General features: G+C 65.4%; 30 protein-coding genes. 14 read left to right on the top strand and 16 right to left on the bottom strand.

Annotation, left to right across the window (positions count from 1 at the left end):
• Window positions 1-3: 3 nt before the first annotated feature.
• The 4 genes from secB (at window position 4) to U8326_RS16205 (ending at window position 4,293) form a co-directional block, all read left to right on the top strand.
• Window positions 4-534 (top strand): protein-export chaperone SecB, encoded by a 531-nt coding sequence (secB, locus tag U8326_RS16220; RefSeq protein WP_324741559.1) that lies wholly within the window; start codon window positions 4-6, stop codon window positions 532-534.
• A gap of 115 nt (window positions 535-649) precedes the next feature.
• Window positions 650-2,242, top strand: coding sequence for a murein biosynthesis integral membrane protein MurJ (murJ, locus tag U8326_RS16215; protein ID WP_324741558.1), 1,593 nt, complete (start codon window positions 650-652; stop codon window positions 2,240-2,242).
• Window positions 2,243-2,454: 212 nt separating this feature from the next.
• The gene (gene trpS / locus U8326_RS16210; RefSeq protein WP_324743645.1) at window positions 2,455-3,468 is read left to right on the top strand and encodes a tryptophan--tRNA ligase; all 1,014 of its coding nucleotides are present in this window, start codon (window positions 2,455-2,457) and stop codon (window positions 3,466-3,468) included.
• A gap of 174 nt (window positions 3,469-3,642) precedes the next feature.
• On the top strand, window positions 3,643-4,293 hold the full coding sequence (locus tag U8326_RS16205; protein WP_324741557.1) for a DUF4136 domain-containing protein: 651 nt from the start codon (window positions 3,643-3,645) through the stop codon (window positions 4,291-4,293).
• Window positions 4,294-4,363: 70 nt separating this feature from the next.
• Here U8326_RS16205 and dut read toward each other — a convergent pair whose 3' ends face one another.
• Complete coding sequence (gene dut, locus U8326_RS16200) at window positions 4,364-4,828, bottom strand: dUTP diphosphatase (protein ID WP_324741556.1); 465 nt, start codon at window positions 4,826-4,828, stop codon at window positions 4,364-4,366.
• Window positions 4,815-6,401 (bottom strand): bifunctional phosphopantothenoylcysteine decarboxylase/phosphopantothenate synthase, encoded by a 1,587-nt coding sequence (locus U8326_RS16195; RefSeq protein ID WP_324741555.1) that lies wholly within the window; start codon window positions 6,399-6,401, stop codon window positions 4,815-4,817. The genes dut and U8326_RS16195 overlap by 14 nt, the downstream gene beginning before the upstream one ends.
• Window positions 6,402-6,497: 96 nt before the next feature.
• Between U8326_RS16195 and U8326_RS16190 the strand changes: the two genes are divergently transcribed.
• Window positions 6,498-6,896 (top strand): DUF4345 family protein, encoded by a 399-nt coding sequence (locus U8326_RS16190; RefSeq protein ID WP_324741554.1) that lies wholly within the window; start codon window positions 6,498-6,500, stop codon window positions 6,894-6,896.
• 32 nt (window positions 6,897-6,928) lie between these two features.
• On the opposite strand, the gene ubiB is transcribed toward U8326_RS16190, so the two are convergent.
• Complete coding sequence (ubiB, locus tag U8326_RS16185) at window positions 6,929-8,467, bottom strand: 2-polyprenylphenol 6-hydroxylase (RefSeq protein ID WP_416385495.1); 1,539 nt, start codon at window positions 8,465-8,467, stop codon at window positions 6,929-6,931.
• 19 nt (window positions 8,468-8,486) lie between these two features.
• Window positions 8,487-9,218, bottom strand: a complete 732-nt coding sequence (locus U8326_RS16180) for a class I SAM-dependent methyltransferase (RefSeq protein WP_324741552.1) — start codon at window positions 9,216-9,218, stop codon at window positions 8,487-8,489.
• A gap of 139 nt (window positions 9,219-9,357) precedes the next feature.
• Here U8326_RS16180 and mutM point away from each other — a divergent pair, with 139 nt between their 5' ends.
• From mutM to U8326_RS16160, 4 genes are all read left to right on the top strand, one after another.
• Window positions 9,358-10,170, top strand: a complete 813-nt coding sequence (gene mutM / locus U8326_RS16175) for a bifunctional DNA-formamidopyrimidine glycosylase/DNA-(apurinic or apyrimidinic site) lyase (RefSeq protein ID WP_324741551.1) — start codon at window positions 9,358-9,360, stop codon at window positions 10,168-10,170.
• A 172-nt stretch (window positions 10,171-10,342) separates the two neighbouring features.
• Entirely contained in the window at window positions 10,343-10,603 is a 261-nt protein-coding gene (gene rpsT / locus U8326_RS16170) for a 30S ribosomal protein S20 (RefSeq protein ID WP_324741550.1), read from the top strand.
• Between the two features lie 443 nt (window positions 10,604-11,046).
• On the top strand, window positions 11,047-12,543 hold the full coding sequence (gene dnaA / locus U8326_RS16165) for a chromosomal replication initiator protein DnaA (protein WP_324741549.1): 1,497 nt from the start codon (window positions 11,047-11,049) through the stop codon (window positions 12,541-12,543).
• A 208-nt stretch (window positions 12,544-12,751) separates the two neighbouring features.
• Window positions 12,752-13,519 carry a HesA/MoeB/ThiF family protein gene (locus tag U8326_RS16160; RefSeq protein ID WP_324741548.1) on the top strand — a complete coding sequence of 256 codons (768 nt, stop codon included), beginning with the start codon at window positions 12,752-12,754 and terminating at the stop codon, window positions 13,517-13,519.
• Here the strand turns inward: U8326_RS16160 and U8326_RS16155 are convergent.
• Window positions 13,508-14,209 carry an NAD-dependent deacylase gene (locus U8326_RS16155; protein ID WP_324741547.1) on the bottom strand — a complete coding sequence of 234 codons (702 nt, stop codon included), beginning with the start codon at window positions 14,207-14,209 and terminating at the stop codon, window positions 13,508-13,510. The genes U8326_RS16160 and U8326_RS16155 overlap by 12 nt on opposite strands.
• Window positions 14,210-14,244: 35 nt before the next feature.
• Here U8326_RS16155 and dapB point away from each other — a divergent pair, with 35 nt between their 5' ends.
• Genes dapB through U8326_RS16140 form a run of 3 tightly spaced genes read left to right on the top strand, consistent with a single transcriptional unit; the run spans window position 14,245 to window position 16,096 of the window.
• Complete coding sequence (gene dapB, locus U8326_RS16150) at window positions 14,245-14,973, top strand: 4-hydroxy-tetrahydrodipicolinate reductase (RefSeq protein WP_324741546.1); 729 nt, start codon at window positions 14,245-14,247, stop codon at window positions 14,971-14,973.
• Window positions 14,974-14,985: 12 nt separating this feature from the next.
• Window positions 14,986-15,645 carry an endonuclease III gene (gene nth / locus U8326_RS16145; protein WP_324741544.1) on the top strand — a complete coding sequence of 220 codons (660 nt, stop codon included), beginning with the start codon at window positions 14,986-14,988 and terminating at the stop codon, window positions 15,643-15,645.
• Between the two features lie 49 nt (window positions 15,646-15,694).
• Window positions 15,695-16,096 (top strand): hypothetical protein, encoded by a 402-nt coding sequence (locus U8326_RS16140; protein ID WP_324741543.1) that lies wholly within the window; start codon window positions 15,695-15,697, stop codon window positions 16,094-16,096.
• Here U8326_RS16140 and U8326_RS16135 read toward each other — a convergent pair.
• Genes U8326_RS16135 through U8326_RS16125 form a run of 3 tightly spaced genes read right to left on the bottom strand, consistent with a single transcriptional unit; the run spans window position 16,093 to window position 19,236 of the window.
• Window positions 16,093-17,397, bottom strand: coding sequence for a dicarboxylate/amino acid:cation symporter (locus U8326_RS16135; protein ID WP_324741542.1), 1,305 nt, complete (start codon window positions 17,395-17,397; stop codon window positions 16,093-16,095). The genes U8326_RS16140 and U8326_RS16135 overlap by 4 nt on opposite strands.
• A gap of 37 nt (window positions 17,398-17,434) precedes the next feature.
• Complete coding sequence (gene dapE / locus U8326_RS16130; RefSeq protein WP_324741541.1) at window positions 17,435-18,571, bottom strand: succinyl-diaminopimelate desuccinylase; 1,137 nt, start codon at window positions 18,569-18,571, stop codon at window positions 17,435-17,437.
• A complete protein-coding gene (locus U8326_RS16125) occupies window positions 18,568-19,236 on the bottom strand; it encodes a glutathione S-transferase family protein (RefSeq protein WP_324741540.1) in 669 nt (222 codons plus the stop codon). The genes dapE and U8326_RS16125 overlap by 4 nt, the downstream gene beginning before the upstream one ends.
• A gap of 240 nt (window positions 19,237-19,476) precedes the next feature.
• Here U8326_RS16125 and U8326_RS16120 point away from each other — a divergent pair, with 240 nt between their 5' ends.
• Window positions 19,477-19,926, top strand: coding sequence for a globin domain-containing protein (locus tag U8326_RS16120; protein WP_324741539.1), 450 nt, complete (start codon window positions 19,477-19,479; stop codon window positions 19,924-19,926).
• A 75-nt stretch (window positions 19,927-20,001) separates the two neighbouring features.
• Here U8326_RS16120 and U8326_RS16115 read toward each other — a convergent pair whose 3' ends face one another.
• The 7 genes from U8326_RS16115 to U8326_RS16085 form a co-directional block, all read right to left on the bottom strand.
• On the bottom strand, window positions 20,002-20,172 hold the full coding sequence (locus tag U8326_RS16115) for a CsbD family protein (protein ID WP_324741538.1): 171 nt from the start codon (window positions 20,170-20,172) through the stop codon (window positions 20,002-20,004).
• Window positions 20,173-20,301: 129 nt separating this feature from the next.
• Window positions 20,302-20,943, bottom strand: coding sequence for a ribosome biogenesis GTP-binding protein YihA/YsxC (gene yihA / locus U8326_RS16110; protein ID WP_324741537.1), 642 nt, complete (start codon window positions 20,941-20,943; stop codon window positions 20,302-20,304).
• 10 nt (window positions 20,944-20,953) lie between these two features.
• Window positions 20,954-22,738 carry a membrane protein insertase YidC gene (gene yidC / locus U8326_RS16105; RefSeq protein ID WP_324741536.1) on the bottom strand — a complete coding sequence of 595 codons (1,785 nt, stop codon included), beginning with the start codon at window positions 22,736-22,738 and terminating at the stop codon, window positions 20,954-20,956.
• 38 nt (window positions 22,739-22,776) lie between these two features.
• Window positions 22,777-22,986 carry a membrane protein insertion efficiency factor YidD gene (yidD, locus tag U8326_RS16100; protein ID WP_324741535.1) on the bottom strand — a complete coding sequence of 70 codons (210 nt, stop codon included), beginning with the start codon at window positions 22,984-22,986 and terminating at the stop codon, window positions 22,777-22,779.
• Window positions 22,983-23,369, bottom strand: coding sequence for a ribonuclease P protein component (gene rnpA, locus U8326_RS16095; protein ID WP_324741534.1), 387 nt, complete (start codon window positions 23,367-23,369; stop codon window positions 22,983-22,985). Before rnpA ends, yidD begins: the two co-directional genes overlap by 4 nt.
• 166 nt (window positions 23,370-23,535) lie before the next feature.
• Window positions 23,536-23,670 carry a 50S ribosomal protein L34 gene (rpmH, locus tag U8326_RS16090; RefSeq protein WP_324741533.1) on the bottom strand — a complete coding sequence of 45 codons (135 nt, stop codon included), beginning with the start codon at window positions 23,668-23,670 and terminating at the stop codon, window positions 23,536-23,538.
• 100 nt (window positions 23,671-23,770) lie between these two features.
• Window positions 23,771-24,466 carry an alpha/beta hydrolase gene (locus U8326_RS16085; protein ID WP_324741532.1) on the bottom strand — a complete coding sequence of 232 codons (696 nt, stop codon included), beginning with the start codon at window positions 24,464-24,466 and terminating at the stop codon, window positions 23,771-23,773.
• Window positions 24,467-24,677: 211 nt separating this feature from the next.
• Between U8326_RS16085 and U8326_RS16080 the strand changes: the two genes are divergently transcribed.
• Window positions 24,678-26,186 (top strand): YifB family Mg chelatase-like AAA ATPase, encoded by a 1,509-nt coding sequence (locus U8326_RS16080; RefSeq protein WP_324741531.1) that lies wholly within the window; start codon window positions 24,678-24,680, stop codon window positions 26,184-26,186.
• Between the two features lie 9 nt (window positions 26,187-26,195).
• On the opposite strand, the gene U8326_RS16075 is transcribed toward U8326_RS16080, so the two are convergent.
• Window positions 26,196-26,603 (bottom strand): UrcA family protein, encoded by a 408-nt coding sequence (locus U8326_RS16075; RefSeq protein WP_324741530.1) that lies wholly within the window; start codon window positions 26,601-26,603, stop codon window positions 26,196-26,198.
• Window positions 26,604-26,709: the final 106 nt, after the last annotated feature.

Raw genomic sequence — 26,709 nt, 5'->3', positions numbered from 1 at the left:
GTTATGGCCGAAGAAGGCGACATCCTGACCGATCTCGACACCGAAAACACCGGCAATGGCGCGGACAACGGCCCCGCGGCGGGCCTGATCTCGCAATATGTGAAGGATCTTTCGGTAGAAAATCCCAACGCCCCCGCCTGCTTCCAATGGCAGGAACAGCCCAATCTCGACATCCAGTTCAATATCGGCGCAACCGCGGTGAACGAGGAGATTCACGAGGTCGAGCTGAAGATCACGGCGACCAACAAGGTCGACAGCGGCACCGTATATGTGGTCGATCTCGCCTATTGCGGCCTGGTCGGCATGCGCAACCTGCCCGACGAGCAGGCCCATGCCTTTCTTTACGCGGAAGCGCCGCGCATCCTGTTCCCCTTCGCCCGCCGGGTGATCGCGGATGCGGTGCGCGACGCCGGTTTCCCGCCGCTGCTGCTGGACCCGATCGACTTCAACGGCCTGTATGTGCAGCAGCTGCAGCAGCGCTATGCCGAGCAGCAGGAAACCGAAGCCGCGCTTCCGCCTGGCGGCGACGCCTGACGAAAAGAGCGGCGCAAGCCGTGCGCGATTTGCCTGCCTGCCCTGAGCTTGCCGAAGGGAGGGTGATAGTTTCCGTCATGCTTCGATACGCAGGGCACGAACGGAGCGCGGAATCGTGAGCCTGGTTCGCAATGTCGGGACGATCGGCGGCCTGACCGCGATCAGCCGGGTGTTCGGCTTCGCGCGCGACATGCTGATGGCGCGGGTGCTCGGCGCGGGGATGGCGGCGGACGCGTTCCAGCTCGCCTTCATCCTGCCCAACACGTTCCGGCGGCTGTTCGCGGAAGGCGCATTCTCCGTCGCCTTCGTCCCGCTCTACAGCCGGGCGTTGCACGGAGACGGCGGGGAGGAAGCGGCCGCGCGCTTCGCCAATGACGTGCTGGCGGTGTTCGTCTGGGTGCTGCTGGGTTTCAGCGCCCTGGCGATGATCGCGATGCCGGGCATCGTCTGGCTCCTGGCCAGCGATTTCCAGCAGGTTCCGGGCAAGTTCGAGCTGTCCGTGCTGCTCAGCCGGATCACCTTCCCCTATCTGATGCTGGTGAGCCTCGTGGCGATGCTTTCCGGCCTGCTCAACGCCCGCTCCCGATTCGGGCCGGGCGCCTTCGCGCCGGTCCTGCTCAATATCGTGCTGATCAGCGGCATCATTGCCGGCTGGCATCTGCGCGGCGATAGCGGGGATGACCGGATCGTCGCGCTGGCGCTCGCCATTTCCGTCGCTCTCGCCGGAGTCGCCCAGCTCGGCTATCTGTGGTGGGCCGCGCGCGAAACCGGCGTCCGCCTGCATCTCCGGATGCCGCGCCTCACCCCGGAAGTGAAACGCCTCGGCCTGCTGATCCTGCCGGCGACATTCGGCGCGGGCATCTACCAGATCAGCCAGTTCGTCGACACTTTCTTCGCCACCTCCCTGCCCCAGGGATCGCTGACGCTGCTCAAATATGCCGACCGGCTGAACCAGATGCCGCTGGGTATCGTCGGCATCGCGCTGGGCACCGCCATACTGCCGATGCTCGCCCGCCATATCCAGACCGACAATAACGCCGAGGCGCACCGGCTGCAGACCAATGCGGTGGAGATGGCGCTGCTGCTGACCCTGCCCGCCGCCGCCGCGCTGGCGGTCTGCGCCCCGGCCTTCGTCACGGCCTTCTTCGTCGGCGGCAAGATGACCCATGCGGATGGCGCGATCATGTCCAACATCGTGATCGCTCTCGTCGCGGGCCTGCCTTCCTATGTGCTGGTGAAGGTATTCCAGCCCGCTTTCTTCAGCCGCGAAGACACGCGCACCCCGGTCTGGGTCGCCGCCTTCGCGCTGATCGTGAATATCGGCATCAATTTCATCGTGGTGCCGCGCTTCGGCATCGTCGGGCTTGCGGGCGCCACGGCCTTCACCGCGACGCTGAACGTGCTGCTGCTCTACAGCCTGCTCCACTGGCGCGGCTGGTATCACGCGACAGGCAAGCTGGGTGGCCGCGTTCTGCGGCAAATCATTGCAACCGGGGCCATGGCCGGCGCGCTCGCGCTCGTGATGCCGCTGATGACGCCCTATTACGGCAGCCATGTGATCCACCGCATCTGGTCGCTCGGCGCGCTGGTTGCGACCGGGCTTGTCACCTTCTTCGCAGTGGCCTGGATGATTGGGGCGCTCGACAAGGATCTGATCGCCCAGCTTCGCCGCCGCCGCAATGCCAGGCCGGCCGGCACGGCCGAGTAAGGCTTCCACGCGGCGCGATTTATGGTATGCGCCCGCCATGGAACGCTCGTCACTCCATATCGGCTTTCCGAACCGCCCCTGCCGGTGCGCCCATGGCGGCACCTGGCGATGGCGCGCGGCATCGCGCCTCGCGCGCTGATCTTTTCCGCCATGTCCGGGCGTGACGGACATCCATAGACATAGACATCGCTCTCATCATGAAGGTTCAATCCATGCGCGTCGTTTCCGGCATCCAGCCCACGGGCAATCTCCACCTCGGCAATTATCTGGGGGCGATCCGCAACTGGGCTCGGATGCAGGACGATATGGCCGGTGACGGGCAGTGCCTGTTCTTCCTGGCCGACCTGCACGCCATTTCCATGCCGCATGTGCCGGCCGAGCTGCATGCCGCCACGCTGGAGATGGCGGGGGCGCTGGTCGCCTGCGGGATCGACCCGGATCGGTCGATCCTGTTCAACCAGGCGCAGGTTCCCGCCCATGCCGAACTGCAATGGCTGCTCAACGGCACCGCGCGGCTCGGCTGGCTGAACCGGATGACCCAGTTCAAGGACAAGTCCGGCAAGAACCGCGAAGGCGCCAGCGCCGCGCTTTACACCTATCCGGTGCTGCAGGCGGCCGACGTGCTGCTGTATCAGGCGACCCATGTGCCGGTCGGCGAGGACCAGAAGCAGCACCTCGAGCTGGCGCGCGACATCGCGCAGAAATTCAACAATGATTTCGGCGCCGGGGAGGAGATATTCACCCTGCCCGATCCGATCACTCCGCCAGAGGCGGCGCGCATCATGAGCCTGCGCGACGGAACGGCGAAGATGAGCAAGTCCGATCCATCGGACATGAGCCGCATCAACCTGACCGACGATGCCGATGAGATCATGAAGAAGGTCAAGAAGGCGAAGACCGACCCCGAACCGCTGCCTTCCGAAAAGGCGGGGCTGGAAGGCAGGCCGGAAGCGCTCAACCTCGTGACGATCTATGCCGCTGTCGCCGGCAGCGCGGTAGACGATGTGCTGGCCGAATTCGGCGGGCAGGGTTTCGGCTCCTTCAAGCCCGCGCTTGGCGAATTGCTGGTCGAAACGCTTGGACCGATTTCCGCCCGCTTCCGGGAACTGAAGGATGATCGGGAGGAACTGGGCGCGATTCTTGCGCGCGGCGCCGCAAAAGCGCGCGAAATCGCTTCGCCGACCCTGGCCGAAGCCTATCGCGCATTGGGCTTGGTTCGCGGATAGGCAATTGACTTGAAATGGTTTTTTATCGAACCTCGTTCAAGCTCTATTCAGCCGGTCTTGTTTATTGCACTCTTCGACCATGGCGATATTGCGCCTTGTTTCAGGCGAAAGGCCATGCTTGATGTTCGTTCGGAGATTGCCATGACTACAAGATACAAGAGGCCGGTTCGCCGCATGGCAATGGCAGCGGTCCCTCTGCTGCTTGCCAGCCTCGCCGCGGCCTGCACCACTCCGTTCAAGGCGGATGTATCGCGCTTCGAAAGCCAGTTGCCTGCCCCGCAAGGGCAGACCTTCGCGGTGGTCGCCGATGATCCGGCGCTGGCCGGTGGGCTGGAATTTTCCCAATATGCAGAGTTGGTGGACCAGCAGTTGCTTCGGCTCGGATACACGGAAACCACGCCCGACAAGGCGAGCTTGCTGGTGCGCTTCGACTATGGCGTCGATAACGGCCGCGAAAAGGTGCAGAGCACCGGCTTCTATCGTGATCCGTTCTACTCGCCCTGGTATGGCTATCGTTCCTATGGCTACTGGCCGGGCTATTATTCCCGCCCGTGGGGATACGGCTTTCATGATCCCTGGTTCGGCGGTTCCGATGTGCGCAGCTACACCGTCTACACCAGCGGAATCGACCTGAAGATCGACCGCGCGGCGGACGGCAAGCGCCTGTTCGAAGGCAAGGCCCAGGCGCTCTCGACCTCGAACCGGCTTCAGTATCTGGTGCCGAATCTGGTCGAGGCGATGTTCACCGACTTCCCCGGCAATTCCGGCGAGACGGTGCGCATCAGCATCGCTCCGGAAAAGACCACGGTGAAGCGGGTGAACTGATCCCGCGATAATTCCACGGATCGGGGCGGGGCCGGCAACGGCTCCGCCCTCTTGCATTGCGGGCTGGGAATTACAGCTTCTCGTGCCCGCCGGTGGAACCGAACCCGCCCGCGCCGCGCGCGGTTTGGTCGAGATCCTCGACCTCCAGCCAGCCCGCCCGCACCACCGGCGCCAGAACGAGCTGGGCGATCCGGTCGCCCCGGCGGATCGCGAATTCTTCCGCGCCGTGGTTGATCATGATGATCTTCAATTCGCCGCGATAATCGGAATCGATAGTGCCGGGGGTATTGGGCAAGCTGATCCCGTGCTTCAGGGCGAGGCCGGAACGGGGCCGCACCTGGATCTCGAATCCGTCGGGAATGGCCACGGCAATCCCCGTGGCGACCGCGTGCCGTCCGCCGGAAGGCAGGGTCACATCCTCCGCCGCCAGCACGTCCATTCCCGCCGCGCCATCGGTGGCATAACCGGGCAATGCCAGCCCCTCCCCATGCGGAAGCCGGCGCAGCTTGACCGGGACAGGATCAGGCCAGCGCATCGGCGATCCTCTCCACCAGCTTGCGCGCCACATCTTCCTTGGGCAGGTCGTCCCAGCTTTCGACATCATGCTCGGTGACGATATGCACCCGGTTGCGCGTTCCGCCCATCACATCTCCCGACACATCGTTGGCGACGATCCAATCCGCCCCCTTGCGCTTGCGCTTGGATTTGGCGTTCTCGATCACATCGTCGGTTTCGGCGGCAAACCCCACGACCAGCTTCGGCCGTTTCATGGCGGTGGCGACATTGGCGAGAATATCCGGATTCTCCGTCAGCCGCAGCGCGGGCGGGGCCGATTCCCGCTTCTTCATCTTGGTCTGCGATATTTCCATCGTCCGCCAGTCCGCCACCGCGGCGACCATGACCGCCACGTCCGCCGGCAAGCTGCGCTTCACGGCATCGGCCATTTCACGGGCGGTTTCGACGTCCACCCGGTCCACGCCGGGCGGGGTCGGCAGAATTACCGGACCCGACACCAGCGTGACGCGCGCGCCGGCCGCCGCTGCGGCCTCGGCGATGGCGAAACCCTGCCTGCCGGAAGAACGATTCGCTATGTAGCGCACCGGATCGATCGGCTCGTGGGTCGGGCCAGCCGTAACCAGCACATGCTTGCCGAACAGCGGGCGATGCTCCGGCTCTGTGATGAAATCGGGCTGCCCGTCCAGCGGATCGGGGAGCGGGGGCGCGGCATCGCCTTCCACGATCTCCGGCGCGGCCCGATCTGGGTCGATCTCATGACCGATCGCCTGCGGATCTGTCGGAGGAGCGGCCTTGGCGGCCCCCTTCTGCGCCAGCAATGGCGCGGATGGCGCATCCTGCGGGAGCAGGGGCGGCAGTTCCTCCGGGCCTTCGGGCCACGGCGGCATCGGCGCAAATTCTTCCGCCGCATCCACCACCCGGGGCGGCGCGCGGCGCGGAATGATCGAGGCCAGCAGGCTGCCGAGGCCAAACCTTCCTTCGCTCCGAGGTTCGTCCTCCCCTGCTTCAAGCGATTCAATCGCGGCAGGCCCGCCGGAGATCACAGCCCCGCCCAGCCTCAGCATGTCCCGGATCGCATTCCACACCGCATCCGGCTCGGGCAAGCGGCCCGGGCCGAATTCGCCACAGGCCATGGGGCCGACATCGGGCTGCATCACGGCCACCCCGGCACGGCGCAGCCGGGCGACATTCCGTTCGGTCGCCTCGTGCTGCCACATGCGGACATTCATCGCCGGCACAGCGAAGACCGGCTTGTCGGTGGCCAGCAGCAATGTCGTCGCCAGATCGTCGGCGATGCCGCTCGCCATCTTGGCCAGCAGATCCGCCGTGGCCGGGCACACGACCACCAGATCGGCCTGGCGGCTCAGCTGGATATGGCCCATCTCGACCTCGTTCTTGAGATCCCACAAGGTGGTGTAGACCGGGTTTTCGCTGAGCGCCGCGAGGGTCATGGGGGTGACGAACTGCGTGCCCGCTTCGGTCAGAACGCAGGTGACGACGCCCCCGTCCCTGCGGATGGTGCGGATCAGTTCGCACGTCTTGTAGGCGGCGATGCCGCCGCCAACGACGAGAAGGATACGTGGCGTTGCCATGGCGGGTTTTTGCAGTGGCGCGTCCATTCACGCAACCGCTTTACTTAACATAGTTAAAAGCCGAGTATTTTTCTTCAACCAGGAGGGGTTCTCACCATGCGACTTGTGCTGACCGCGTTGATTTTTGCCAGCGGATTGTTCTTCATCCTGTTCGGCCTGGGCTTCCTGCTGCAACCGGTTGAAACCGCCGCCACCCTCGGCCTTGCCGCCGCGAATCCTCTCGGCAGCGCGACATTGCGCGCCGATCTGCTGTCCTTCTTCGCCATCGCCGGAATCTGCATGATGTGGGGCGCCTGGAAGCGCAGCGGGGATATTCTGCTGGTTCCCGCGATCATGATGGGGCTGGCGATCATCGGCAGGCTCGTCAGCGCGGCGACAGACGGCGCCTTCCTGGGATTCTATCGCCCGATCCTGGTCGAAGCGGCGATTTTCATCCTGCTGATGGTCGCCCGCAACCTGCTGCCGCATCACCGCGTGCAGGACGTTGGGGAATAGGCTTCATCCTGCCTGCGGCAGGCGGACGGATCTCAAAGCCATCCCATATGGCCGGCCAGCGCGGCAGCCCCCGCGCCTGCCAGTGCCGAAAGCAGATAGCCTGCCCAGGCCGCGCCCTTGCGCGCGCGCGATTCCCACATCAGCGGAACATGCGGCAAGGGGGGGGGATCGGGCGCGCCGCCCCGGGGCGGGAACTTCTCCTCCAGACGACGGATGAGATCGGGAATCCGCAGCAGGGTCCGGGTGTCTTCGCGCAGGCGATCGGCAAGCGCCGCCTCCGGGCCAAGCTCGTCACGAATCCATGCCCGCACATAGGGGGCGGACACGTCCCACATATTGATCCGGGGATCGAGCTGGGTCGCGATGCCCTCCACCATCACCATGGTCTTCTGCAGCAACAGCAGATGGGGCTGGGTCTGCATGTCGAAATCGCGGGTGATGGCGAACAGCCCGTCCAGCATCTGGCCGACCGACAATTCGCTGACCGGCTTGCCGCGCATCGGTTCCCCCACCGCGCGCAACGCGGTCGCGAATTCGTCGACCGAATGATAGGCCGGCACATATTGCGCTTCGAAGTGGATTTCCGCGACGCGCCGGTAATCGCCCGTGGTGAGGCCATAGAGGATTTCCGCCAGCCATTGCCGCGCGCGCTTGTCGATCCGGCCCATGATGCCGAAATCGATGGCCACGATCGTGCCGTCGGGGCGCACGAACAGATTGCCCTGATGCATGTCGGCATGGAAGAAACCGGCGCTGATCGCCTGGGTCAGGAAGGCCAGGACAAGGCGGCTCGCCAATATGGGCAGGTCATGCCCCGCCGCCTTCAGCGCTTCCGTATCGCTGATCTTGATGCCGTCGATCCATTCGATCGTCATCACCCGGCCATTGGTGCGATCCCAGTCGATCGAAGGAATGGCATATCCCTCGAACCCCTGCATCGCCCCGGCCAGTTCGCTGGCCGATGCCGCTTCCCGGCGCAGGTCTAGTTCCCGGTTGGTCCAGCGCTTGAAATTCGCGATGGTGAGGCGGGGCCGCAGCCGTTGCGCTTCTCCGCCCAGCGCCTCGAGATGCGCGGCCGCCCATTCATAGGTGGTGATGTCGCGGGCGAACCGTTCCCTTATGCCGGGCCGCAGCACCTTCACGGCCACGTCCCTGCCCTCGCTGGTGACGGCGCGATGGACCTGCGCGATCGAAGCGGCGCCGACCGGGTCCGGATCGATCGAGAGGAACATATCCTCCAGCGGGCGCCCGAAGCTGCGTTCGATTTCCTGCCGGATTGCCGCGAACGGCACCGGCGGCAGGCTGTCCTGCAATGAAAGCAGGTTCTGGGCGGCTTCGTCACCCACCAGATCGGGCCTTGTCGCCAATGTCTGGCCCAGCTTGATCGCCGCCGGGCCGATATCCTGGAACGCGCCGGCATAATCCGGAACGGCGGGCTGGAACGTCCCAAGCCGGGCGATCCGCGCCAGCCGGCGGACCTGCGGCGGGGTATTGGGATCGCGCTCTATCCCGCGCAGCGCCCCGTGCCTGGCGAGCGTGCGCCCCCATTTCAGAAGGCGCAGGATATGCATGGCCGGACCTGTCACTTCCTCAAATCTTCCAGCCCGAATGAATCGCCACCAGCCCGCCCATGATCGGCTCGACACGGGTCCGCCCGAAGCCGGCCCGCGCGATCATCGCCTCGAATTGCGGCATGGTCGGAAAGCGCCGGATGGATTCTATCAGATAGCGGTAGGAATCCGCATCCCCCGCGATCGCCTGGCCGATGCGGGGCACCAGCCGATGCGAATAGAGGTCGTAGGCTTCCTTGAAGCCCGGCCATTCGGTGGTCGAAAACTCCAGGCAGAAGAAGCGGCCGCCATGGCGCAGAACGCGGAAGGCCTCGGCCAGCGCCTGTTCGATATGGGTGACGTTCCTGATGCCAAAGGCGATGGTATAGGCATCGAAGAAACGGTCCGGGAACGACAGTTTCTCCGCGTTCTGGCGGGACCAGACAAGGCTGTCGAGCCCGCGATCCACCGCGCGTTCGATGCCCACGTCCAGCATGTCCTGATTGATGTCCGCCACCGTCACGATGGCCCCGCGCGCCGCCAGGCGAAAGGCGATATCGCCGGTCCCGCCCGCCATATCGAGGATCTGCTCACCCGGCCGGGGCTTCACCCGGCGCACGAAACGGTCCTTCCAGAGCCGATGCATCCCGCCCGACATCGCATCGTTCATGATGTCGTATTTGCGGGCAACGCTGGAGAAGACCTCGCCCACCCGGGCGGTCTTTTCCTGGGGGCTAACCTCTTCGTAGCCGAAGGAAACACTGTCGGTCATGAGGGCGCTTTAGGGGCAATTGCGCGCCGGGCAAAGCTCTAGCTTGATGAACCATAAAGGGGCCTGAACGGGACAGAACGGCACCGACCGCGCGCAGACGCATGATGACACCGCTCCCACCCCGGGATAGGAGGCACCCATGCCAGAGCTGCCAGAAGTCGAAACCACAGTCCGGGGTCTCTCGCGCATCCTGGCCGGCGAGCGGCTGGCGAGCGTGCGCGTCAATCGCCCCGACCTGCGCCGCCCCTTTCCGCCCGGGCTGGTCCAGGCGCTGACCGGGGCGACCGTCACCGGCCTGGGCCGGCGCGCGAAATACGGCCTGATCCACACCGACCGGGACAGCACGGCGATCTTCCACCTCGGGATGAGCGGGCGCTGGCGGGTCGATCCCGAACAACTGGACAAGCACGATCATTTGCTGCTCGAAACGGCATCCGGCCATCTGCTGGCCTTGAACGACCCCCGCCGGTTCGGCTCGGTCGATCTGGTCGACACGGCGGCGCTCGACAGCTTCCAGCCATTCGCCGCGCTGGGGCCGGAACCGCTGGGGGAGGAATTCACCGCCGTCTATCTGCACCGCGCGCTGGCGGGCCGCGAATCCGCCATCAAGCTGCTGCTGCTGGACCAGCGGATCGTGGCCGGGCTGGGCAATATCTATGTCTGTGAAGCGCTCAACCGCGCCGGGATCAGGCCCGACAAGCCGGGCCGCTGGGCAAGCCGGCCCGCGCTGAAGCGGCTGGTGCCCGCCATCAAGGCGGTGCTGGCCGAGGCGATCGCGGCGGGCGGCTCCACCATTCGCGACTATGCGCAGCCCGATGGCGAACTGGGCTATTTCGCGAAGGACTGGCGGGTCTATGGCCGGGAAGGACAGCCCTGCCCCTGCGGAGGCGTGGTGGAACGCTTCGCCCAGGGCGGGCGGAGCACCTGGTGGTGCCGCCGCTGCCAGCGGTAGGGCCGGGCGCGCGCGGGCAGGACGCGCGGATTCGACACGGAACTTGACGATTCGGGAGGCGCTGGCTAAGGGCCGCGCTTCGATGCGGGGCGGCATGGCCGGACTCCGCCGTTTTGCAGACTTTTTCGTGAGACAGCGCGCCGCGCGCAAGCGGCGCAGGTGAAGGACAGACATGGCCAATACGCCGCAAGCCCGCAAGCGCATCCGCCGCAACGACCGCCGCGCAGAAATCAATGGCGCCCGCATCAGCCGCATCCGCAGCTTCGTGAAGAAGGTGGAAACCGCGATCGCCGGTGGCGACAAGGCCGCCGCTCAGGAAGCGCTTCATGCCGCCCAGCCGGAACTCGCCCGTGGCGTCGCCCGGGGCGTGCTCCACAAGAATACGGTCGCGCGCAAGATGTCCCGCCTCAGCAAGCGCGTCGCCGCTCTCTGATTCGCATCTTTTGCCCCTCGCGGGCAGGAACCAAATAGGAACGGGGCCGGCGCTGCAAAGCGTCGGCCCTGTTCGCGTTTGCAAAGCGTTCTCCTGCATCCGCGAGACATAAAAGCGACTTCTCTTTGCAACATGAGGAATTACCGCGATTCGCTAGGGTCGATGTGGAAAAGCGAATTTAAATAACGGGTTATATGCAATTCCTGCCCTTGCCGCGAGTCAACCGAATTATTTCAGTTTTTTTTCGGGGCAGGTCTTGCTCCGATGGAAAAGTACTTCATAAATCCTTCTGCACCCGGGACGGCTAGTCAGGGTGTCCACAGGATTGAATCGGGTTGTCTGGGCTGGAAGCCTCACGGTTTCCAGGGTGGTCCGGTGTGCCCGAATTCGGACGACGTGCGGTGACCGAGGGTGGCTGAATAAGGATGGGGGCTTAATATCGAATGGCGAGGACAGGCTCCAAAGGGGATCGAGTGACGGTCGAGCGGCGCAAGGCGGCGGAAGGTAACAAGGTGGAAGACCAGGAAGCCGTAAATCTGGCCGCCGATTGGGCGGACATCAGCCAGGGCTTGCGCAAGGATCTCGGGCACCAATTGCACAGCCAATGGATCAAGCCGATCCAGCTCGGCACCTTCTGTAATGAAACCGGCACACTCGATCTGTTCCTGCCGACGGAATTTTCGGCCAACTGGGTGGCGGATCGCTTCGCCGACCGGCTTTCGCTGGCGTGGAAGATCGCCCGCTCGGAAGTGAAGCATGTCCGAATCGCCGTGCACCCCGGGCGCCGTCAGATGCAGGAGCTGCGGCTGCGGGGCGACGGGGGCATGGACATGGGCCGCCATCCCGCCAATGACGGGACGGAAGCCAGCGCGATCGCGCTGGCGGCCGATACGATCGGCGCGCAAGGCTTCACCTCCTCGGTCGGCCTCGACCCCTCGCTGACCTTCCAGGCCTTCATCACCGGCAAGTCGAACGTGCTGGCCTTCAACGCGGCCGAGCGCATGGCGAAGCTGGAAACGCCGCAATTCTCGCCGCTCTATCTCAAGGCGTCGACCGGCCAGGGCAAGACCCACCTGCTGCATGCGATCGGCCATTCCTATCTTTCCAATCATCCCCGGGCCCGGATCTTCTACTGCTCGGCCGAGCGGTTCATGGTCGAATTCGTCCAGGCCCTGCGCCAGAACCAGATGATCGAGTTCAAGGCCCGGCTGCGCGGCTTCGACCTGCTGCTGGTGGACGACATCCAGTTCATCATCGGCAAGGCCAGCGCGCAGGAAGAGCTGCTCTACACGATCGACGCGCTGCTGGCCGAGGGCAAGCGCCTGGTCTTCGCCGCCGATCGCGCCCCGCAAGCGCTGGACGGCGTGGAACAACGCCTGCTCTCCCGCCTTTCGATGGGCCTGGTCGCGGATATCCAGCCCGCCGACATCGAGCTGCGCCGTTCCATCCTGGAAAGCAAGCTGGGCAGGTTCGCCCCGCTCGAAGTGCCCTCCGATGTCATCGAATTCCTGGCGCGCACGATCAATCGCAATGTCCGCGAGCTGATCGGCGGCCTCAACAAGCTGATCGCCTATGCCCAGCTGACCGGGCAGGAAGTTTCCCTGCAGCTGGCCGAGGAGCAGCTGACCGATATTCTTTCGGCCAATCGCCGCCGGATCACCATCGACGAGATCCAGCGCACCGTTTGCCAGTTCTACCGGGTGGATCGCGCGGAAATGTCCAGCAAGCGGCGCGCCCGCGCCGTCGTCCGCCCCCGGCAGGTGGCGATGTATCTCGCCAAGGTGCTCACTCCGCGCAGCTATCCGGAAATCGGCCGGAAGTTCGGCGGACGCGATCATTCGACCGTGATCCACGCGGTCCGCCTGATCGAAGATTTGCGCAAGCGCGATGCCGATATGGACGGCGATGTGCGCAGCCTACTGCGGCAGCTGGAAAGCTGATCGCTTCTCCACAGCCCGCCCTCTTTCAGCCAACCGATCATGCCGGGTTTGTCCCGGCGTGATGTACAGGCTTTTACACAGGCGGTGGCAAGGCCAGACTTGTTCCGGTTCTGGTTGAACTGGAACGAGCCTGGAATTTACCTGTTTTCCGTGATTTCCGAGTCAGCAAGTGATTCCACTTGCTTCGAAATCACTCTAGAGAACGGGCATGCTTTCCCCCGACCGCGTCGAACGCTTTGCCCGCCATATCGTGATCCCGGAGATCGGCGGGGCCGGGCAAGTGGCCTTGTCCCGCGCCCATGCCGTGCTGGTAGGCGCGGGGGGGATCGGCAGCCCGGCGCTGCAATATCTGGCAGGGGCGGGGATCGGCCGCCTGACCGTGATCGACGACGATCGCGTCGAACCGTCAAACCTGCAGCGGCAGACCGTTTTCGCCAGCAGCGATGTCGGGCGGCTCAAGGCGGAAGCGGCGGCCGAATGGATCGCCGGTTTCGACCCCTCGCTCGCCTGCACGCCCGTCATCGAGAGAATCGGCCCCGGCAATGCCGCGCGAATCCTCGCGGATGCCGATGCGGTGCTGGACGGCTGCGACAATTTCGCGACGCGGCTCGCCGTATCCGATGCCTGCGTGGCCGCTGGCATTCCGCTCATCAGCGCGGCGGTGGGCCGCTTCCAGGGCCAGGTCGCGGCCTATGCCGGCCATTTGCCCGGCCAGCCCTGCTATCGCTGCTATGTCGGCGACGCCTTCGACACCGACGATTGCGACAGCTGCGCGGAAGACGGGATGCTGGGCGCGATGGCGGGCTGGGTCGGCAGCTTTGCCGCGCTGCATACCATCCGGGTGCTGCTGGCCGGCGTCAGCACGCTGGGCGATCCCCAATGGGGCCGCCTGCACCTGCTCGACGGGCTGCAGCCCGGCATGCGCACGCTCCGGATCGCGAAGGACCCGGCGTGCCGCGCATGTTCAGCCGGATAGGATTTCGTCCACCCAATGCGGCACGATCTCGGTCGCCGCGCCCAGCCTGCTTTCGTGGAACCAGGCCGAGCCCTGGCTCGGCTCGAGATTGAGTTCCAGCGTCCTCAGGCCAAGCTCGCGGGCGTCGCGGACGAATCCGGCGGCGGGATAGACCGCGCCGGACGTGCCGATGGAAACGAACAGATCCGCCTCGCGCAGCGCATCGTAGATCTCGTCCATGCGATAGGGCATTTCGCCGAACCAGACGATGTCCGGGCGCAGCGCGCGCTCGCCGCAGGCAGGGCATTCGGGGCGATCGACCAGCGGCCCGCGCCAGGGCGAGCGGCTGTCGCAAGCCAGGCACCAGGCGTTGAGATGCTCCCCATGCATATGCAGCACGCGGCGCGCGCCCGCCCGTTCGTGCAGGTCGTCGACATTCTGGGTCACGATCAGCAGATCCCCGCCCCATTCCCGGTCCAGCCGGGCCAGCGCTTCATGTGCGGCATTGGGCCGCTTCTGCTGAATCGCCTCGCGCCGCATGTCATAGAAGCGCAGGACCAGTTCCGGATCGCGGGCGAACGCCTCGGGAGTGGCGACATCCTCGACCCGGTGATTCTCCCACAATCCGCCCGCCCCGCGAAAGGTGTCGATCCCGCTTTCCGCGCTGATCCCGGCCCCGGTCAGTATCACGATATTGCGGATATTGCTCATCGCGGCCATGAAGCACGCCATCAAGGGGAATGGCAATGGCGCGTATCGGTATCATCGGCAGTGAAGGACGGATGGGGAAGGCTCTGGCCGAGGCAGTGGCCGCGGCGGGCGAGGAACTGTCCGGCGGCATAGACAAGGGCGGCGATACGGCCGCGCTGGCGCAGGCAAGCGACGCGCTGGTCGATTTCTCCTCGCCCCACGCGCTGGAAGCCAATCTCGATGCCGCTGTCGCCGCCCACATTCCGATCCTCGTCGGCACCACCGGCCTCGAAGAACGGCACCACTGGCTGGTCGATAATGCCGCGCAATCGATCCCGATCCTGCAAACGGGCAACACTTCGCTCGGCGTCACGCTGCTGGCCCATCTGGTGCGCGAGGCGGCCAGCCGCCTCGGCGATGAGTGGGATATCGAGATCGTCGAGACTCACCACCGGATGAAGGTGGATGCGCCTTCCGGCACGGCCCTGCTGCTGGGCGAGGCGGCCGCGGGCGGGCGCGGGATCAGCCTCGCGGACCATAGCGAGCGCGGGCGCGACGGGATCACCGGCGCCCGCCAAGCCGGCGCGATCGGCTTCGCCTCGCTGCGCGGCGGCTCGGTCGCGGGCGACCACAGCGTGCATTTCCTGGCCGATAACGAGCGACTGACGCTTTCCCATCTGGCCGAGAACCGCCTGATCTTCGCGCGCGGGGCGGTGAAGGGCGCGCAATGGCTGATCGGCAGGCCGGCGGGGCGCTACACCATGCCCCAGGTGCTCGGTCTCTGACCGGCTCCAGCCTTGAAGAAGGACGCCATCTTCGAATTTTTCCGGATTCTGGCCGAGGACAATCCCTCGCCGGAAACCGAGCTGGAATTCGGCAATATCTATCAATTGCTGGTCGCCGTCGTGCTCTCCGCCCAGGCGACCGACGCCGGGGTCAACAAGGCGACCAGGGCGCTGTTCGCCAGGGTCCAGACGCCCCGGCAAATGGTGGAATTGGGCGAGGAAGACCTGAAGCAATACATCAAGACCATCGGCCTGTTCAATTCCAAGGCGAAGAATGTCATCGCCCTGTCGGAGCAATTGATCGCCCACCATGGCGGGGAAGTTCCTGCGGATCGGGACGCGCTCGTCACCTTGCCGGGGGTCGGCCGCAAGACCGCCAATGTGGTGATGAACTGCGCCTTCGGCGAGGAGACATTCGCTGTCGACACGCATGTGTTCCGGGTCTGCAACCGCACCGGCCTGGCCCCGGGCAAGACCCCGGATAAGGTCGAGGCGCTGCTGGAGAAGCGGGTGCCGCAGCCCTTTCGCCAGCACGCCCATCACTGGCTGATCCTGCTGGGCCGTTATACCTGCAAGGCCCGCACCCCGGAATGCTGGCGCTGCCTGGTGGTGGCGCAATGCGGGTTCCGCGAAAAGAGATTGGAACCTCCCCCCGGAAAGGGAGTAGGATGAAACGAGGGGCAGGCGGATTTTCACGACTCGCCCCCGAATGGAGAGCGAGATGATGAAAAGAGCGCTTTTGCTTGCCCCCATCGCCGCCTTGAGCCTCACCGCCTGCAGCGGCGAAGTCGACAGCGCCAACCGGCCAAGCCGCGTCCCCGCCGCAACCGTGGTCGGCGATGCGCAAAGTTGCATTCCGATTTCGCAGATCCGCGGAAGCCGGGTGCATGACAATTACACCATCGACTTCAACACGGGCAGCAAGACCTATCGCAACATCCTGCCCCACAGCTGCCCCGGGCTGGGCAGCGAGCAGGCCTTCACCTACGAGACTTCGCTCAGCCAGCTCTGCAACACGGACATCATCTACGTGCTGCGCCGGATCGGCGGCGATTACCAGCGCGGCGCCGGTTGCGGACTGGGCAGCTTCGTGCCGGTGGAACTGGAGAAGAAGGCGGGCTAGCTCTTCCCGCTCCTCGCCGAGATCACGGTCGCCGCGACCAGATCGCCGATCACGTTGAGCGTGGTGCGGCACATGTCGAGGAAGCGGTCGACGCCGAGGATCAGGCCGATCCCCTCGGGCGGAACGCCGACCCCGCCGAGGATCAGCGCGATCACCGGCAGCGAGCCGGCCGGCACGCCAGCCGTGCCGATCCCCGCCAGGATGCACACCAGCATGACGAACAGCTGGTCGGCCAGCGACAGGTCCACGCCGAAGAACTGCGCCAGGAACAGCACCGTCACCCCTTCGAACATCGCCGTGCCGTTCTGGTTGGCGGTGGCGCCGATGGTCAGCACGAAGCGCGAGATGCGCGGCGGCAGCTTCAGCTCCGTCTCGGCCACGCGCAGCGCCGTCGGCAAGGTGGCGTTCGAGGACGCCGTGGAGAAGGCCATCAGGCTGGCCTCGCGGGTTTCGCGGAAGAAGGCGACGGGGTTCTTCCGGGCGAGGAACGCCAGCAGCGCGGGAAACACGCCGAACATCTGGATGGCCAGCGCCAGCAGCACCACTCCGACATAGGCGGCCAGCTTGAACAGCAGGTCCCAGCCGAACTGCGCGGCGAGGTTGAACATGAAGCAGAAGATCGCGAAGGGCGCGAGCAGGATGACGATGCCGATCAGCCGCATCGAAACCTCGAACACGCCCTCCACCGCATCCTTCAGCGTCCGGGTGCGCTGGGTCCGCACCAGCAGCAGGCCGATCCCGAAGAACAGCGCGAAGAACATCACCGCGAGGATGTCGTTGTCGCTCATCGCGCCGACGATGTTGGACGGCACGATGCCGACCACCGCGTCCACCCCGGTCTTGGCCTCGGCCGTCCGTTCGATGATTCCCGCCGCGCCTTCTCCGCCCTGTGCCAGCAATTCGCGGGCGGCGACCGGATCGACCCCGGCGCCGGGGCGGGCGATATTCACCACCGCCAGGCTGACCGCCACCGCAATCGAGGAAACCGCCACCGTATAGACCAGCGTGCGGATGCCCACCGCCTTGAGCGTGCGGATCTCGCCCATTTCGGCGATGCCCACCACCAGCGCGGAGAACAGCAGCGGAATCACCAGCATGAACAGCAGCCGCAGGAATATCTGGCCGAGCGGATTGGTCACATAGGTGATGACGGCGCCGACCCAGGCCGCGTCGCGCGCGAATGTATAGGCCAGCAGGCCCGCAACCAAGCCAAGCAGAAACCCCGCGAAAATGCCCCATTGCAGCCTGCCGTGGCCGGCCGGGGCAGCTTCCCGCGCGATTTCCGCCGCTTCGCCGCTCATCCTGTGCTCATCCTGTGCTCATCTCAGGCCGCCATCCTCATCCGCCCGCCAGCGCCCGTTCGGTGATCCGCCGGTAGATCCGCGCCAGCATCTCCAGATCGGGCAAGGCCACCGCCTCGTCCCGCTTGTGCATGGTGGCGTTGCACAGGCCGAATTCGATGACCGGGCAGAAATCCTTGAGGAAGCGGGCATCGGACGTGCCGCCGCTGGTCGAGGCTTCGGGCACGACGCCGGTTTCCGCCTCCACCGCCTCGGCGATCAGCTTGGAGAAATCGCCGGGCCTGGTCAGGAAAGGCTCGCCCGAGATCGTTCCCTTCGCCGTCCCGCCGTGCCGGGCGGCGATCGCGCCGATCATCTCCACCAGCCCCGCCCCGGTATGCAGATCGTTGAAGCGGATGGAAATGCGGGCGCTGGCCTTGGCCGGGATGACGTTGCCGGCCGGATTGCCGACCACGATCTCCGTGATCTCGAGATTGGAAGGCTGGAACCAGTCCGTCCCCTCATCCAGCACCAGCGCATCGAGTTCGGCCAGCAGCGCCACCAGCCTGGGGCAGGGATTGTCCGCCAGATGGGGATAGGCGACGTGGCCTTGCACGCCCGGCACTTCGAGCCAGATATTGACCGAACCGCGCCGCCCGATCTTCATCATGTCGCCCAGCCGGTTGACGCTGGTGGGTTCGCCGACAAGGCAGAGGTCGGGGATAGATCCCAGTTCGCGCATCCGTTCCATCAGGGCGATGGTGCCATAGCGAGCGGCGCCCTCCTCGTCCCCGGTGACGATGAAGCTGATGGTGCCCGCGTCGGCCGGAATATCCCGCACGGCCGCGATCATCGCGGCGATCGCGCCCTTCATGTCGACCGCGCCGCGCCCGTAGAGCAGCTCCCCTCGCCGCTCCGGCGCGAATGGCGCGCTGGTCCAGCCCTCGCCCGGCGGGACCACATCGACATGCCCGGCAAAGGCGAAATGCGGCTTGCCTTGCGGCCCGGCCCGGATGGCGAACAAATTCTCCACCGGCCCGTCCGGCGGTTCCCCCGCATCGAACCGATGCACCGCAAAGCCGAGAGGAGCGAGCATCCGTTCCAGGCAATCGAACACCAGCCCCGCAGCCGGGGTCACGCTGGGGCAGGCGATCAGCGCCTCGGCCAGTTCCGCTGTGTCACGCAAATCCGTCATGCCCGCTGCGGCTGCTCCCATTGCTCGATGACCCATTCCTCGTCCTCGGCCGCCTTGATCCAGGCCTGCATCCATTCATGCTCCCACATCGCCTGCATATAGGCCTGCGCGAAGCCGGGAACGCCGACGCCGTAGCTCAGGAAGCGGCTGACGATCGGGGCATAGATGATGTCGGCCGCGCTGAAGGTGCCGAACAGGAACGGGCCGCCCCCGCCAAACCGCGCTCGCGCTTCCGCCCACAGGCTGAGAATGCGCACGATGTTGACCCGCGCCTCATCGCTGATCTCGAGGCCTTCGAAGCGGCGGCGGACATTCATCGGCATTTCCCGGCGCAACGGCAGGTAGGACGAATGCATCTCGGCCACCATGGATCGCGCCATGCCCCGCGCGGCCTCATCCTTGGGCCAGAAGCGATCGCGCCCCACCTTGTCGGCGAGATATTCGATGATCGCCAGGCTGTCCCAGATCACCACATCGCCATCCCACAGGATCGGCACCTTGCCGGATGAGGGCTGGATGTCGCCCCATTCCCGCTTGGCCTCCTCCCAGTCCTCGCCGGAGATGTTCACCGTGATCTCCTCGAAGGACAGGCCGGATTGCTTGGCTGCGAGCCAGCCCCGCAGGGACCAGCTGGAATAATTCTTGTTGCCGATAATCAGCTTCATCAATCGCCCCGTCTTGTCACGCCCCTGCCCTACGCATTCAGCGTTGCGCTGTCGAGAATGAACAGGGTTTCCCGCCCTGCTGCCGACAACGATCAGGCAAGGCAATCGGCTCCGGGGCGCCTCAGCCGAAAGCGGAGCATCCGGTGAATTGCATTCAACCTTCCGTGCGAAAAAAGCACTTGCGCAAATCAGGCATAATTAATACCGGCATTTTAAATACAACATTTAGAAGGTTCAGATATGCGCACCATTTCCGCCGAGGCAATGCAGATCGTCAAGGCCACCGCTCCCGCCATCGAAAAGCATGGGCTGGCGATCACCACGGCCATGTATGCCCGGCTCTTCAGGAATCCTGAAATCGAGGCGATGTTCGACCGGGCCGCGCAGGAAAGCGGCGAGCAACCCCGCAGGCTGGCGGGCGCGATCCTTGCCTATGCCAAGAACATCGACAAATTGCAGAACCTCGGTTCCGCCGTGCAGCGCATGGTGAGCCGCCATATCGAAACCGGCGTGAAGCCGGAGCATTACCCGCATGTCGCCGAGGCCCTGCTTCCCGCCATTCGCGAAGTGCTGGGCGAGGACCTGGCCACGGACGAAGTGCTCGCCGCTTGGGGCGAGGCCTACTGGATGCTCGCCGATATTCTGATCGCGGCCGAAGCGCAGGCCTACGAGACTGCCTCGGCCGCCTGATCCGGGAATCACGTAAAACGGGCAAATTCCAAACTCGTTCCGGTTAACCAGAACCGGAACGAGTCTGAGCCGTATTCAGATGTTGTCGCCCAGCTTGCCCTTGACTTCGCCCTTGAGTTGCTGGGCCTTGCCCTTCAATTCCTGGTCCCGCCCTTCCTGCCGGGTCGCGGGATTGCCGCTCTGCTGCTTCACCTTGCCGATCGCTTCGTTGACATTGCCTTTGATCTTGTCGGTGAGTTCGCCCATCGATCATCTCCTGTCTTGAACGAGCATCAGCGCCCGCACACCGGATCAACGCCCGGTGGCGGGTTTTCGATCCGGCATCCGGCGCGGTTCCAATGCGTTTGATCGTGCTGGGGAATCAGCCGGGGCGGATCAGATCTCGGCGTCCGCCAGCACCGCGGCGCGCAGTTCCTCTATGCCCCGCTTCACTTCCGACGAAGTGACATGGATGACCGGAAAGGCCGCCGGGTGCTTGCGCGCCTCGGCCTGGGTTTCGGCCAGAACCTTGCCCAATTCGCTTTCCTTGACCTTGTCCGCCTTGGTGAGGACGATGCGATAGCCCACCGCCGCCTCATCCAGCATCTGCATCATGTCCGCATCCACCGGCTTGATGCCATGGCGGGCGTCGACGAGCAGGAGAGTGCGTTTCAGCGGCACCCGCCCGCGCAGGAAATCGCGCACCAGCCGCCGCCATGCCTCCACGACCTTCGGGGGGGCCTTCGCGAAGCCGTAGCCGGGCATGTCCACCAGGCGGAACTGCGTAGGCTCGCCCACTTCGAAGAAATTCAGCTCCTGCGTCCGCCCCGGCGTCACCGATGTGCGGGCAATGGCCCGGCGCCCGGTCAAGGCATTGAGCAGCGAGCTTTTGCCCACATTGGAACGGCCGCAAAAGGCGATCTCCGGGAAATCCGGATCGGGCAGGAACTTGAGCGCGGGCGCGGACTTGAGGAACTCCACACGCCCGGAAAACAGGCGGCGGGCGCGTTCGGCAAGATCCTCGTCAGACTGGTCCATCCCTGTCGCGTCAGGCCCCGGCCTTGTCGCGCTCCCTCTTTCGCGCCGCATCCACCCTGTCCTTCTCCGCCTGTTCCTTCAACTGCGGGTGCTGGCGATAGAGATACCATTGCTGGGCGATGGTCAGGATGTTGGAGGTGTTCCAGTAGATCAGCAGGCCGGCCGCGAACGGGGCCATCACGAACATCAGCACCCAGGGCATGATCGCGAACATTTGCTGCTGGACCGGGTCCAGCGCCGCCGGATTGAGGCGGAACTGGAGCCACATGGTGATGCCCAGCAACAGCGCCAGAATGCCGATGCCGAGGAAGCTGGGCGGATCGAACGGCAGCAGGCCGAACAGGTTGAGGATCTTGGCCGGATCGGGCGCCGACAGATCCTTGATCCACAGCACGAAGGGCTGGTGGCGCATTTCGATGGTCAGGATCAGGGTCTTGTAGAGAGCGAAGAAGATCGGGATCTGGATGATGAGCGGCAGGCAGCCCGCCAGCGGATTGACCTTCTCCTTCTTGTAGAGGGCCATCGTTTCCTGCTGGAGCTTGGGCTTGTCGTCCTTGTAGCGTTCCTGCAGCGCCTTGAGCTTGGGCTGCAGCGCCCGCATCGCCGCCATGCTGGCGAATTGCCGCTGGGCGATGGGGAACATCAGGCCGCGGATGATGAGGGTGAGCAGGATGATCGCCACGCCGAAATTGCCGGTCAGGCTGAACAGCTTGTCCAGCAGCAGGAAGATCGGCCGCTCGAACCAGCGGAACCAGCCCCAGTCGATCGCAAGGCCGAATTTGGCGACGCCGGCATTTTCATAAGCGTCCAGCACCCGGCTTTCCTTGGCGCCCGCGAAAAGCTGCGTGGTGCGGGTCACGACCTTACCGGCCGGAACCGTGACCGGCTGATAGAACAGGTCCGCCAGATAGATGCCCTTGCCCAGGGCGCGGAAATCGCTGGATGCGGCGCTGCCCGGGGTGGGGATCAGGGCCGTCATCCAGTAGATGTCGGTAAAGCCGAGCCAGTTCACGCTGCCGGCATTGTCGATCTTGCCCGCTTGCGCGACGTCCTTGTAATTCGGGCTGAACGACACGGCCTGGTCGAATGCGCCGAACGGGCCGGAATGGACATTCCAGGTATCCGCGCTCGCGGTCCGCTCGGTCCGGTTGAGCTGCGCAACCGGCCGCAGGACGATGGGCGAGGCCCCGCGATTGGTCACGCTCTGGGTGGCCGTAATCATGTAATTGTCGTCGATCGCATAGCGGATCGAGAAGGTCTGGCCGGCGCCATTGGCCCAGACCAGCGTCACCGGGGTTTTCGGCGTCAGCCGGTCGCCCTCGACCTGCCAGCGGGTGGCGCGGCCGGGCAGATCCACCCCTTCGCCCGCGCCCGCCCAGCCGAACTGGGCGAAATATTGGGCGGGCGTCCCGGCCGGGGAGAACAGCCTCGCCGGGCCGCTGTCCTTTTCGACATGGGCGCGGTGGCGCGTGATGGTGAGATCGTCGATCATCGCGCCGGTCAGGTTGATCGAGCCGGACAGGCCGGGCGCCGTTATCGGCACACGGGCGGGCGATTTCAGCTCGGTGGCAAGGTCGCGCTCCTCTTCCGCAATATCGGCTGCATCGGTCAGCCCGCCTTCACGCGTGTGCTTGGCCTGCCCTGCCGCAGTGCCGGAAGCCTGGCTGGCCTCCACCTGCTCGGTCCGGACAGGCTGAGCCGGCTGGGGGTAGAACCAGCGCATGGCAAAGTCCCAGCCCAGCAGCAGAAGCCCTGACAGCACCACTGCCACCACGATATTGCGCTGATTGCTCACTTGGGATCCCTATCCGAGTCTCGTCGCTCTCCCGGCCGTCAAGGCACCGGGTCGTAACCGTGCCCCCCCCAGGGGTGGCAGCGCAATAGACGCTTGAGGGCAAGCCAGCCACCCTTAATCGCACCATGCTTCTCGATCGCCTGGATCGCATATTCGGAGCAGGACGGAGCATAGCGGCAGGTGGGCGGCAGAATGCGCGAGGGGCCAAGCTGCCAGGCCCGCGCGATGAGGATGAGAACCCGCTTCACCGGCGCGGCCGCCTGCGCCCGCCGCCGGGCTTGCGCGGCGGATCGCCCTTACCCGCCGTCGCGCGGGCCAGCGCGGCCGACAATTCCTCGCGCAGCTTGGCGAAGTCACGCTCCACCCCGCCCTCGCGCCCGATCAGCACATGATCGTGATCGGCCAGCCCTTCCCGTGGCAGCGCATCCCGCAGCAAGGCGCGGAAACGCCGCTTCATCCGGTTGCGGACCACCGCATTGCCGATTCGCTTGGTGACGGTGATGCCGAAGCGGCTGCCATGCCCGTCATTGGGCCGCACCAGCAGCACGAATCCCGGACGCGCCACCCGCAGCCCCTTGTTGGCCGCCAGGAAATCGGCGCGGCGCGTCAGCGTGGTGAGTTGCGGCGACATGGTGTGTCGTTAAAGGAAATGCTTCCGTCCCGGAAGCGGAACCGGCCCTTTCCTGCTCCCGGCGCCCGGATCATATCGACCACGAAAGCGCTGGAAGCAGAAAAAGGCCGGAACCAAGCGCGAGGGCGGCGTGTTCACGCCACCCGCTTCGACGCTTTCAAAATCCTCAGGCGGACAGCTTGCCGCGGCCGCGCGCACGGCGGGCGCGAAGCACCTTGCGGCCGCCGACAGTGGCCATACGCGCGCGGAAACCGTGACGCCGCTTGCGCACGAGATTGCTGGGCTGGAAAGTGCGCTTCATCGCTTACCTCTAGTAAATTTCCTGCACCGGCCCCGCCAAGAGCAAGGACAGCGCGAACAAAAAGGGCCGCCACGCGGGCGACCGCCATCGGTGGGCGCGGTTAATGGAGCACGGGCTCCGAGTCAAGATGCGCAAGCGCGGCTTCGCCTGATACAGGCTGTTCCGGCTTGCGTTCCATCGCATAATCCGCGCGCCCTTCGATCACCCATTGCCGCATTTCGGCGGCGCCGAACCAGCGCGCCCGCTCGAACGGCACCGAATTGGTCATGGCATAGAATGCCTCGGCTCGCTGCGGAGCCATGCCCATCTCCCGGTAATAGGCAAGATATTTGGAGTTTTCCTGCGCATCGGCGGGATAGTCGCTGGCTTCCAGTCCATCCTCGTCGGCCCAGGCATGAACCGCGAATTCCGCGCCATCGTCGATCCGCAGCGCGGTGCCCGCAAACACCAGCTCGACCGCTCCGGATCGCACCGATCCGCCCGCAGGCACATGAATGGCGAGCCCAGCCGCCCGGATCATGCGGCCCAACTGGAGATTGGCGCGATCGTCATAGGTGCCCGGACATTCCACCAGCGCCAGCGTGGAAAGCGCCGGGAAATCCCGAAGCATGGCGGCAAACTGGGCGGGCGAATCCTCGTCCGTCACCGCCGTCAGGATCGCCGTGCGCGGATCGAGCACCGTGAAGGGGCCATAGCTGGCGACCCCGTGCCGCTGGGAGGCGCCGGCGGCGGCATCGCGCCCCGCCGCCATCTCCGCATGAAGCGGCGAGGCAAGGGCGGCCAGCATGGCCACCATGATCGCCGTCAGGAAAGGCCGGAGGTTCGGAATCGCAAGCCGTGGCATGATGCGATTGTCGCCCGCCGCGCGTAACACAAACCCCAATCAATGCGGTTGGCATCGCCCTAACGGGAAGCGTTAACGCCTTGCTCCAATCCGGGCCAACTCGCCCTCGACAGCGCCGGCGGAAGCTCTATCTTCATGATGAATCAGGGGGTTGGGGAGCAGCGTGGTCGCATTGGTTTCAACGGTGGCCTATCTCGGGCTGGAAGCGCGCGCGGTGGAAGTGCAATGCCAGGTCGCGGCGGGCCTGCCGCGTTTCGCCATCGTCGGCCTGCCGGACAAGGCGGTGGGGGAAAGCCGGGAACGGGTTCAGGCGGCGCTGGCGGCCATGGGGCTTGCCCTTCCGCCCAAGCGCATCACCATCAACCTCTCTCCGGCGGACCTGCCCAAGGAAGGATCGCATTACGACTTGCCGATCGCGCTGGCCCTGCTGGCCGCCATGGGCGTGACCGATGCGGAGCAATTGACCGACTGGATCGCGGTGGGCGAGCTTTCGCTGGATGGGCGGATCGTCGCCTCGCCCGGCGTATTGCTCGCGGCGATTCATGCCAGCGAGGCCGAGAAGGGGCTGATCTGCCCCTCGGCGCAAGGGGCGGAAGCGTGCTGGGCCAGCGGGATCGCGGTCTGCGCGGCGCCCAACCTCGTCTCGCTGCTCAATCACCTCAAGGGCACGCAGAGCCTGCCGGCGCCGCAACCGGGGCAAGTGCGGCCCACAGTGCCGGGGCCGGACCTGCGGCAGGTGAAGGGGCAGGAAACCGCCAGGCGCGCCTTGGAAATCGCGGCGGCAGGCGGGCACAATCTGCTGATGGTCGGCCCGCCCGGCGCGGGCAAATCGCTGCTGGCAAGCTGCCTGCCGGGCATCCTGCCGGAACTGACCCCTTCCGAAGCGCTGGAAGTGTCCATGATCGCCTCGGTGGCCGGCAACCTCGATGACGGCTGGATCAGCCGCAGCCGGCCCTATCGCGCGCCGCATCATTCCGCCTCGATGGCCGCGCTGACCGGCGGCGGCTTGCGGGTGCGGCCCGGCGAAGTCAGCCTTGCCCATCTGGGCGTCCTCTTCCTCGACGAGCTGCCCGAGTTCCAGCGGGCTGTGCTGGATTCGCTGCGCCAGCCGCTGGAGAGCGGCGAAGTCAGCGTCGCCCGCGCCAATGCGCATGTAACCTATCCCGCCCGGGTCCAGCTTGTCGCCGCGATGAATCCCTGCCGCTGCGGCCATCTCGGCGATCCGGCGCTGGCCTGCAGCCGCGCGCCGCGCTGCGCCGCCGATTATCAGGGCAAGGTATCCGGCCCGCTGCTCGACCGGATCGACCTGCATGTGGAGGTGGAGCCGGTCAGCGCCGCCGATCTTGCCCTGCCTCCGCCGGCGGAAGGCTCCGCCGAAGTGGCGGCGCGGGTGGCAGCCGCCCGGTCCATCCAGACCGCGCGGCTGGAAGGCACCGCGATGCGCTCCAACGCGGAGCTGGCAGGCGATGCCCTGGACATTCATGCCACCCCGGACGAGCCGGGCCGCCAGTTGCTGATGCAGGCGGCGGAAGCGATGCGGCTATCGGCTCGCGGCTACACCCGCATCCTGCGCGTGGCCCGCACCATCGCCGATCTGGCCGGCTCCGCGCAGGTCACGCGGATTCATGTGGCCGAAGCGCTGAGTTACCGGAGACAGGCCCCGAGAGCGTGATCGCGCCGGTCAGCGGGCAGCGGCGGCGATCGCCTTCTCCACCTGGGGCTTCGCATCCGCAACTGCTCTTCTCTCGCAATCCGGGTCGGGATCGAGGGGGTAGAGCCGGTCAAGATATTTGCAGGCGTCGCGCGCGACCGAATGGATGCGGACCATCAGCCGCTCCGCATCGTCCGGCTTGGCAAGGTCGAGATCGGAATATTGCGCGACCATCTTGAGCGAGATCACCGCCTCCTTGCGCCCGCCCGGGACGTTCTCCGATGTCTCGGTCGTGATCGGCCTTGGCGCGATAATCACGATCTCCTGCGCTTCGGCTTCTTCTTCCTCACTTTGCGCAAGGGCCGGGCCGGATGCGGAAAGGCACGCACAGGCGGCCAGCATGGGCGCGGCAGTGAATTTCATCCATTTCGCTTTCATCACCGAATATCCTCCCCGGCACGGTTGCTCCGGCCAAAAGGCAGCTTCGCGCCGGTCCGGTCATTGATCGAACGCAAACGCACAGGCTTGCTGCCAGATAATGCCG

The sequence above is a fragment of the Tsuneonella sp. CC-YZS046 genome (genome assembly GCF_035581365.1).
GTDB lineage: Bacteria > Pseudomonadota > Alphaproteobacteria > Sphingomonadales > Sphingomonadaceae > JAWKXU01.
Note: the sequence above shows the minus strand (reverse complement) of the source record. Positions and strands in the feature narration are given on the sequence as shown.